A 9975-nucleotide genomic window follows, 5' to 3' on the forward strand; every position below is an offset into this window, starting at 1 on the left:
CGCGTCACCGGCCTCGCGGCACACGTGGGTAAGGATTGCCGGCCCCGTGGCCCCTTTTTCAACTGCTCTGCTGAACATCGCGCCGATTCATGTGGATCGTTCGTCTCGCGCTACGGCGCCCGTATACGTTCATCGTGCTCGCGCTGCTGTTGCTGATCGTCGGGCCCATGACGATCCTTCGCACGCCGACCGACATCTTCCCGAACATCGACATCCCGGTGCTCTCGGTGATCTGGACGTACACCGGCCTGCCGGCGGACGAGATGGAAAAGCGCATCGTGCTCAACTACGAGCGCGGCCTGTCCGTCGCGGTCAACGACATCGAGCACACCGAATCGACTTCGCTGAACGGCGTCGCCGTCGTCAAGATCTTCTTCCAGCCGCACGCGAACATCGACGAAGCGCTCGCGCAGGTCACGGCCCTGTCACAGGCCCAGGTGCGCTCGCTGCCGCCTGGCATCACGCCACCGTTCATCCTGCGCTACAACGCGTCCACGGTGCCGATCCTGCGGCTGTCGCTGTCGTCGGCGTCGCTCACCGAGCAGGAGCTGTTCGACTTCGGCAATAACTTCCTGAAGACGCAGCTCGCCACCGTGCCCGGTGCGTCCGCGCCGCTGCCGTACGGCGGCAAGCAGCGGCAGATCATGGTCGACATCGACTCGCGCAAGCTGCAGCAGAACAACCTGTCGCCGATGGACGTGGTCACCGCGATCAGCGCGCAGAACCTGATCCTGCCGTCAGGCACCGCGAAGATCGGCTCCACCGAATACTCGATCGAGATGAACGCGAGCCCCGACACGCTCGCCGGCCTCAACAACATCCCGATCAGGACCACGGCGGCCGGCACCGTCTACATCCGCGACGTCGCGCACGTGCGCGACGGCTTCGTGCCACAGACCAACATCGTGCGCGTGGACGGCCAGCGCGCATCGCTGCTGACGATCAACAAGAGCGGCAACACATCGACGCTCGAGATTGTGAACCGCATCAAGGAGATGATGCCGGCGCTGCGCAATCTCGTGCCCGAGTCGCTGAAGATCGACCCGGTGGCGGACCAGTCGCTGTTCGTGCGCGCTTCGGTGCAGGGCGTGCTGCGCGAAGCGCTGATCGCCGCGTGCCTGACGGGCCTGATGATCCTGCTGTTCCTCGGCAACTGGCGCGCCACCTTGATCATCGCGGTGTCGATCCCGCTGTCGATGATCACGTCGATCATCGCGCTCTCCGCGCTCGGCGAGACGATCAACATCATGACGCTGGGCGGGCTCGCGCTCGCGGTGGGTATTCTCGTCGACGACGCGACCGTTGCGATCGAGAACGTCAGCCATCAGCTCGAACAGGGCAAGAACCTCGAACAGGCGATTCTGGACGGCGCGCATCAGATCGCGATTCCGACGCTCGTCTCCACGCTGTCCATCTGTATCGTGTTCGTGCCGATGTTCCTGCTGACAGGCGTCGCGCACTACCTGTTCATTCCGCTCGCCGAAGCCGTCGTGTTCGCGATGCTGGCGTCATACTTCTTCTCGCGGACGCTCGTGCCGACGCTCGCGAAGTATCTGCTGCGCTATCACCACCGGCCGCAGGACCTGCATCACGGAGCGCACGCGCCGCCGTCGCGGAACCCGTTCATGCGCGCGCATCTCGCGTTCGAGCGCGGCTTCACGTCGGTGCGCGAGCGTTATCGCGTGTTCCTGACCGAGCGTGTCGCGCATCCGGGTCCGTTCGTCGCGGTGTTTCTCGCGTGCTGTCTCGCTTCGCTGCTGCTGATGCCGTTCCTCGGCCGTGACTTCTTTCCGGCCGTCGACGCGGGCACCATCGCGCTGCATCTGCGCGCGAAGACCGGCATGCGCGTCGAGGAAACCGCCGTGGTCACCGATCGGGTGGACAAGCGGATCCGACAGCTGATTCCGCCCAAAGAGCTGCATTCGATCATCGACAACATCGGCCTGCCGGTGTCGGGTATCAACCTGTCGTACAGCAACACCGGCACGATCGGCACCTCGGACGCGGACGTGCTGATCACGCTGAACGAAGATCATCACCCGACGGCCGACTACGTCCGCACACTGCGCCGCACGCTCACCGACGAGTTTCCCGGCGTGCAGTTCGCGTTCCTGCCGGCCGACATCGTGAGCCAGACGCTCAACTTCGGCATGCCGTCGCCGATCGACGTGCAGATCGTCGGGCGCAACGTGGACGCGAACCGCGCGTTCGCCGCGCAACTTCTGAACAAGCTGCGCCGCGTGCCGGGTCTCGCCGATGCGCGCATCCAGCAGCCAGCGGACCTGCCGCGCATCTTCATCGACGTGGACCGCACGCGTGCGCAGCAGGCAGGCTTCACGCAGAAAGACATCGCGAGCGACCTGCTGATCACGCTGTCCGGCAGCCAGCAGACCACGCCCACGTTCTGGCTCAACCCGATGAACGGCGTGAGCTACAACGTGGTGACCGAAGCACCGCAGTACACGATCGATTCGCTGCAGTCGCTCGCGAACATTCCGTTGACTGCGAACGGCCACAGCAACATCCTCGGCTCGCTGTCGTCGATGCATCGCGAAGCGGGTCACGCGGTCGCGACGCACTACAACGCGCAGACCACGATCGACATCTACGGCACCGCGGACGGCCGCGACCTGGGCGGCGTGTCCGACGACATCAACAAGATCATCGCGGATTCGAAAGCCGAGTTGCCGAAGGCTTCGTCGATCGTCGTGCGCGGTCAGGTGCAGACGATGAACGAATCGTTCAACGGCCTCTTCGAGGGGCTGCTGTTCGCGATCGTGCTCGTGTATCTGCTGATCGTCGTGAACTTCCAGTCGTGGCTCGATCCGTTCATCATCATCACCGCGTTGCCTGGCGCGCTCGCCGGCATCGTGTGGATGCTGTTCCTCACGCACACCACGCTGTCCATTCCCGCGCTCACCGGAGCGATCATGTGTATCGGCATCGCGACCGCGAACTCGATTCTCGTGATCAGCTTCGCGCGCGAACAGCTGCTCGAACACGGCGACGCGGTGCGCGCCGCGATCGAAGCGGGCTTCACGCGCTTCCGTCCGGTGCTGATGACCGCGCTCGCAATGGTGATCGGCATGGTGCCGATGGCGATCGGCCTTGGCGAAGGCGGCGAACAGAATGCACCGCTCGGCCGCGCGGTGATCGGCGGCCTCGCGGTCGGCACGCTCGCGACGCTCGTGTTCGTGCCGGTCGTGTTTTCGATGATCTATTCACGGCTCGCCGAGCGCCGCCGCAAGGCCGCCGAGTCCGTGGTCCACAAGTCGCCTTGAGCCGGAGCTTCGATGGAAGGCAAACGTCCCGCGTCCGCGGATCCTGAACACGCACCGAACGGCGGCAACGCGCAGCCACCTGTGCGCAAGCGGCGCTCGCGCTGGCCGCTCGTGGTCGCGCTGATAGTCGTGCTGCTGCTCGCCGCGCAGGGCATCTGGTCGCGGCACAGCGCGCACGCGGCGCTCGAACGCGAAGCGGATCACGCGAGCGCGCTGAGCGTCGCGGTGGTGAAGCCGCAGAAGTCGACGGCCGCGCTCGATCTCGTGCTGCCAGGCAACGTGCAGGCGTTTCTCGACACGCCGATCTACGCGCGCACCAACGGTTACCTGAAGAAGTGGTACGCGGACATCGGCGCACATGTGAAGTCGGGCCAGCTGCTCGCGGAAATCGATACGCCGGAAGTGGACGACCAGCTGCGCGCCGCGCGCGCCGATCTCGCGAATGCCGAAGCGAACTACGCGCTCGCGAAGAGCACCGCGGACCGCTGGACCACGATGCTGAAGAGCAATTCAGTCTCGAAGCAGGAGACCGACGAGAAGGTCGGCGACATGCTCGCGAAGAAGGGCTCGCTCGACGCGGCGCGCTTCAATGTCGCGCGGCTCGAAAAGCTCACGTCGTTCCAGAAGGTCTATGCGCCGTTCGACGGCATCGTCACCGCGCGCAACGTCGACGTCGGCGCGCTGATCGATGCGGGCAGCTCGGGCGGCCCCGCGAAAGAGCTGTTCCATGTGGTCGATGCGAGCCGGCTGCGCGTCTACGTGAACGTGCCGCAAGCCTACGCGCCGGACGTGAAGCCGCAGCAGGCCGCGTATCTGACGATGCCCGACTCGCCGACGAAGCGCTATCCAGGCAGCGTCGCGCGCACCGCGGGCGCGGTGGATCCGACGCAACGCACGATGCTCGTCGAAGTGGACGTCGACAACCGCAGCGGCGCGCTGCTGCCGGGCGCGTACGCGCAGGTGCATTTCGCGCTCGGCGCGGGCGCGGCGCCATTCACGCTGCCGGGCAACACGCTGCTGTTCCGGCCGGGCGGCGTGCGCGTCGCGACGGTCGATGCGCAACAGCACGTGAAGCTCGTGCCGATCACGCTCGGCACGGACTTCGGCACGCGCGTTGCCGTGACGTCCGGGCTCACGGGTGACGAGCAGGTGATCCTGAATCCGCAGGACTCGATCGTCGATGGCGCACCAGTGCGCGTGGTGCCGTCGAAAGCCGGCAGTGAAGCCGCGGGCGCGAGTTCGACGCACGCGGGCAGCGCGACGCCCGCCGCCGCCGAAGCCGGCAGCGAGGCGGGCACGCAGCCGTCGGGATCGGGAGAATGACGGTGATCCGCACGCTGCACACAGTGCCACGCACCATCGCGCTGATGCTGGCGGCCGCCGCGCTGGCCGCGTGCACGCTCGGCCCGAACTATCACCGTCCGGACGCGCCCGCCGCGGCCACGTGGAAGGAACTCGAAGGCACCGGCTGGCAACGCGCGCAGCCTGCCGACGCACTGACGCGCGGCGACTGGTGGAGCGTCTATCGCGATCCGCAGCTGGATGCGCTCGAACAGAAGGTCGCGCTCGCGAACCAGAACGTGGCGGCCGCGAACGCGCATTTCCGCGCAGCGCGCGCCACCGTCGCGCAGTATCGCTCGGCGTTCTTCCCGACCGTCACGGCGGGCGGCGACTTCGACCGCTACCGCACGTCGCAGAACCTGCTGTACACGTCGAAAGCCGGGCTCACGATCAACGACTACCTCGTGCAGGCCGACGCATCGTGGGAGCCGGACCTGTGGGGCCGCGTGTCGCGCAGCGTCGAAGGCGCGAAGGCGAACGCGCAGGCAAGCGCCGCCGATGCGGAGAGCGTGCTGCTGTCGATGCAGGCCGAGCTCGCGACCGACTACTTCGAGCTGCGCGGCATCGACGAAGAGCGCCAGCTGCTCGACGACACGATCAAGGCCTATCGCGAAGCCGTCACGCTGACGCAGAACCGCTACGCCGGCGGCATCGCGACGGACGCGGACGTCGCGCAGGCGCAGACGCAGCTGCGCACCACCGAAGCCCAGGCGATCGACCTGAACGTGCAGCGCTCGCAGCTCGAACACGCGATCGCGATCCTCGCCGGCGAATCGCCGTCCACGTTCTCGCTGCCGTTCGCGCCGCTCGTCGCGGTGCCGGTGGTCGCGCCGGCAGGCGTACCGTCGGCGCTGCTCGAACGGCGGCCGGACATCGCGGCAGCCGAGCGGCAGGTGGTGAATGCAAACGCGCAGGTTGGCGTCGCGACGGCGGCGTTCTTTCCGAACCTGATGCTCTCGGTCACGGGCGGTCTCGAAGCAACGAACTTCAGCTCGTGGCTCGTCGCGCCGAGCCGCATGTGGTCGCTCGGGCCGTCGATCGCGGGCACGATCCTCGACTTCGGTGGACGCGCGGCGGTGAAGGAAGAGGCGCGCGCGCAGTACGACGCGACGGTCGCGCAGTACCGGCAGACCGTGCTCACCGCGTTCGGCCAGGTGGAGGACAATCTCGCCGCGTTGCGCGTGCTCGAACAGGAAGCGGCCGCGCAGGACCAGGCCGTCGCGGCGGCGAAGCGCTCGCTCGCCGTTGTGTCGGACCGCTACAGGAACGGCGCGATCACCTACCTCGATGTGGTCGTCGCGCAGACCACCGCACTCACCAACGAACGCCAGGCCGTTTCGATTTCGCGGCGCAGGATGGCGGCGAGCGTCGCGCTGATCAAGGCGCTCGGCGGCGGCTGGTCCAGCGCCGATCTGCCCACCGACGATCAGCTCGTGCATCCGGACGCGAAGGCGCCGAAAGCGGCAAGCACAGCAGCGACCAACGGCTGACGCGCGATCGATCGACAAGCGCACGGACACTTCCGGGCGACGCCGGGCTGGAACGGTGTCGCGGCACCTGTCGCCGGGTTGCTGGTGATCGGCCTCGCAGGCGCGTGACGGACGCGTGACGGCTGCGGCAGCGAGAATCCGAAAGTCGATCGTAAGCATCGAACGTGCCGATTTCGCAATCCGCCGAAGAGTGCACGTTCGCTCGGAGCCCTTGCTGTGTCTGCGTTTCGCGCCGATCGACGTGCTCATGTCGCGGCGCAGCAAGATGACGCGGCTGCCATCTGCTCTCCTATACTCGTTTCACGGTCCGAACCGCCCGCCCGTCGTGCTGCGATGCACGTGCGACAACGCGGTTCGCCCGATGAGTACGATTAGAAGGAGACGAGCAATGACGAACTATTTCACGGTCGCCGATTTCATTCTGGTCATCCCGATGGCGCTGGCCGGCGCGCTCTTCCTTGGCGCACTGCCGTGCGCGACGGAGTTCCGGCACAACGTGCTACGGGTGATCGGCGCGCTGCTAGGCGTGGCATTCGCGGTCGTGCTCGTCGAAGGGCTGCCGGCGCTGATGTAGCCGCGCCGCGCTCCGCGCGCGTCATTGCGCGCGCGTTTGACGGGGGCACTGTTCGCTGCTGCGAGCGTTGGGTTCGCGGCAGTGGGGTGATTGTGCGATCAGCGCATCAGGCGCGCTGCGGCACGCCTTCCACCTGTCCCACTCGCTTAGGTCCACAGAACTGGCGCAGCGCCGAACGGAAATACGGCATCGGCGCGCGCGCTGTCGCCTTGCGCTCCGCATCGGCTTCCTGTTGCGCCGCGAGTTTCGCCGCATAGGCGGGCAACGCGGTCCACGGCAGCGTCGGCTGCTCGTGATGCAGCCGGTGCAGATGATGGTTCATTACAACGACGCGCCAGAACGGCGCCACGTCGAAATTGCGTGCGCGGCCGGGCTCGTCGAGTTCGACGTCGAAGTGCGGCAGGTTGTCCGCCATCGAAATCCACATCCCGCGCAACAGCATCGCGACCGCCAGCGCCGGCCACCATGCTCCGTAGAACCAGAACGCCGCGCCGTACAGCGCGATCGTCATCAGCCAGTCGCGGCGCGTGCGGCCGCGGCGCGTCGCATCCGCGGTGAAGTTCACGAAGAGGCGCTGCACCTGCTCGCCGACTGGCCCTTTCGCGCCGACCGCCGCGGCAACTTGCGCGCTGGCGAAGCGCGCCGGCATGAACGCGAGCAGCGGCACCACCAGTTCGCCCGCGTACAGACCGCCGAGCAGCCGCACGTAATAGACGAGCCGCGCGCGCCACAACGGACCGGCGCCGTCGTACAGATCGGGCTGATCGTAAGGTTCGCGGGTGAAGCGATGATGCATCAGGTGTCCGAAACGCACGGTGTCGAACGGCACGGCGAGCGCGACGGACAGCATGCGCGCGACCACGTCGTTCAGTCGCCGCGACGCGAACAGCTGGCTGTGAATCGCTTCGTGAATCAGGCCCCAGTGCGTCGGCGTCAGCACGACGATCGGCACGATCAGCAGCAGCATGATGGCGCCGTACGCATGTAGCAGCGCCGCGAGCCCGAACAGCTGCAACAGCGACGCGCCTGCTACGAGGGCGACGAGCGCGACGTTCGCGCGCAGATCGATCGGCGGACGGCGCAGCCGCACCGATGGCCGCTCTCGCGTGTCCGCCTTGTCTGCCGCTTTTGCCGCTCGGGCTGCGGGACGCGCGGTACGCATCGTGGGATGCGACTGGGCGAGATCGGGCGCCGGCCGTGGGTCCATCGTTCCTCCGTCGATATGACATCGCGGGCGAACTTAGCAGTGCCGTATGACAGGCAGAAGACGTGCAATCCGGCGTAATCAATGGGCGGTATTTCGCCATGCCGGCGGAATGCGTGGGATCGGGATAGGGGCAAGCCTCGCGGCCCGACCCCTCCCACGCCACCGTGCGTACGGGTCCGTACACGGCGGCTCGGACCGGTTGACCGGCTATAGTCGCAACGATGGAAGTCCGAGGGAGCCAAGATAGCGGTTGGTGAGTGCACGTTGCAGGGCCGGACTATGACTCAGGCGCCATGCAGCGTGAGGAGAACCGACCGTTTGGGCGGCCAGTTGCCGGTCAATTCCGCGACCCGTCAACTCCCGGAACCGGTTGCGGCTGTTGCCCCACTGTTGCCAGAAGATGCAGCGAACTCGTCGGCGCACCCACTCATCAAGTCGCTGTAATGTACTTGGCGTCTCGCAGAAGCCGAAGTAGCCACGCCACCCGGTGAGGTAGCGTTTTAGCCGCTCCATCAACTGCTCAATGCTGATCCCTCGTTTGCGTTGAGTCAGTTCCCGGATGCGCTCCTTGAAGCGGGCCAGTGCCTTGGGCGCAATACGCCTTTTGGCCCTGTCTCCGCCCGAGAACGTGAATCCCAGAAACTTCCGCATGCGAGGCCGCGCGACCGCGCTCTTCGCTTCATTGACCTTCAGCTTCAACCTGCCGGTGAGGAAGGCCTTCAGCCCTGCCATCACCCGCTGGCCGGCACGTTCGCTGCGTACGTAGACGTTGCAATCGTCGGCGTACCTCACGAACCGCAGTCCGCGTTGCTCAAGCAGCTTGTCAAGATCGTCGAGCATCAGATTGGATAATAACGGTGACAGCGGACCGCCCTGGGGCGTGCCCTCATCCGTTGCACCAACCAGCCCGTTCTCCAGCACACCCGCCGTCAGGAAGGCGCGGATCAGCTTCAACATGCGCCTGTCGCTGATCCGGCTGGCCACCCGGCTCATCAGGATATCGTGGTTCACGCGGTCAAAGAACTGCGCCAGATCCAGGTCTACCACCCAGCCATGTCCGGCCTGGATGTAACCCTGTGCGCGCGCCACGGCCTGATGCGCCGAGCGTCCCGGACGAAAGCCATAACTGGAGTCCGAGAACGTCGGGTCCCACTGCCTTTGCAGCACCTGCAACACCGCCTGCTGGACGAGCCTGTCGAGTGCAGAGGGAATACCGAGCTTGCGCACGCCCCCTCCATCCGGCTTGGGTATCTCGACCCGTCTCACAGGTTGTGGTTGGTAGGTTCCCTCGAGCAGTGAGGCCCCTATCGTCGGCCAATGCTCCCGCAGGTACGCCGGTAATGCCTGAACCGTCATGCCGTCCACGCCCGGTGCACCCTTGTTCGCTTTCACACGCTTCAACGCCTGCTTCAGGTTCTCCCTTTCGCAGACTTCTTCCATCAGTCGGTCACAAGCCGACGGGCTTTCAGGCTCGGGGTTCGCCGCCACAGGTTCAGCCCCTCGATCTGCGGCCCTCGGGGCTTCACCCCTGCCTCCGCTGCCGAGGACGCGATGCGTTTTCTGCTGCGCTCCCATGTCGAGTTCTCCGGCTTACTCGCCGCTCCTTTCCGTTCAGGCCTTCAGGCATAACCACCGCCCTACTATGCCTTCTGCTGACTCCTGCACGGCGCTCAACGGCCCTTGCGGGCCGCTCAGTCCTGATTCCAGGACGCCGCGCAGGCCTCCCGGGGTAAGCCCAACCGCCTTCACCACACACCTGCCAGATCTATCACCTCAGCCCTTGATGGTCGTGGACTTCGCGATCAATGGCTCGCTCGTCCGACTGGGTAGGCCTCGTATCTGGTTTCTGTTCGTCAGGTCGTGGCTTTGCTACACGCTTCCTTCAGACCCCGCCTCACGACGACGCCCTTGCGTTTCACTAGCCCTTCACCACCATCAGGTTGGGCAGGGGACTCTCACCCCCAAGCTGTTGGGCATGCTCGGCACAATCGAGTAGGGTGAGGGGTTACCCCCTCAGCCCTCTCACACCACCGTACGTGCGGTTCCGCATACGGCGGTTCAGTTCATGCTCTGGAGGCGATC

6 protein-coding genes are annotated in these 9975 nt (G+C 66.0%); 4 read left to right on the forward strand and 2 right to left on the reverse strand.

All coding sequences use genetic code 11. The features are described from left to right. The first annotated feature begins 89 nt into the window (after positions 1-89). The 4 genes from DVS29_RS18140 (at position 90) to DVS29_RS18155 (ending at position 6686) form a co-directional block, all read left to right on the forward strand. Positions 90-3281, forward strand: coding sequence for an efflux RND transporter permease subunit (locus tag DVS29_RS18140; protein ID WP_118181855.1), 3192 nt, complete (start codon positions 90-92; stop codon positions 3279-3281). 12 nt (positions 3282-3293) lie between these two features. Further along, a complete protein-coding gene (locus DVS29_RS18145) occupies positions 3294-4604 on the forward strand; it encodes an efflux RND transporter periplasmic adaptor subunit (protein ID WP_118181856.1) in 1311 nt (436 codons plus the stop codon). Further along, positions 4601-6112, forward strand: a complete 1512-nt coding sequence (locus tag DVS29_RS18150; RefSeq protein ID WP_118181857.1) for an efflux transporter outer membrane subunit — start codon at positions 4601-4603, stop codon at positions 6110-6112. Before DVS29_RS18145 ends, DVS29_RS18150 begins: the two co-directional genes overlap by 4 nt. A 388-nt stretch (positions 6113-6500) precedes the next feature. Further along, positions 6501-6686, forward strand: a complete 186-nt coding sequence (locus DVS29_RS18155; protein WP_118181858.1) for a hypothetical protein — start codon at positions 6501-6503, stop codon at positions 6684-6686. 106 nt (positions 6687-6792) lie between these two features. Here DVS29_RS18155 and DVS29_RS18160 read toward each other — a convergent pair whose 3' ends face one another. After that, on the reverse strand, positions 6793-7893 hold the full coding sequence (locus DVS29_RS18160) for a fatty acid desaturase family protein (RefSeq protein WP_240655675.1): 1101 nt from the start codon (positions 7891-7893) through the stop codon (positions 6793-6795). A 207-nt stretch (positions 7894-8100) separates the two neighbouring features. Next, complete coding sequence (ltrA, locus tag DVS29_RS18165) at positions 8101-9468, reverse strand: group II intron reverse transcriptase/maturase (RefSeq protein ID WP_118181860.1); 1368 nt, start codon at positions 9466-9468, stop codon at positions 8101-8103. Positions 9469-9975 lie beyond the last annotated feature (507 nt).

It is taken from the genome of Paraburkholderia phosphatilytica (assembly GCF_003443895.1).
GTDB classification, from domain to species: Bacteria; Pseudomonadota; Gammaproteobacteria; order Burkholderiales; family Burkholderiaceae; genus Paraburkholderia; species Paraburkholderia phosphatilytica.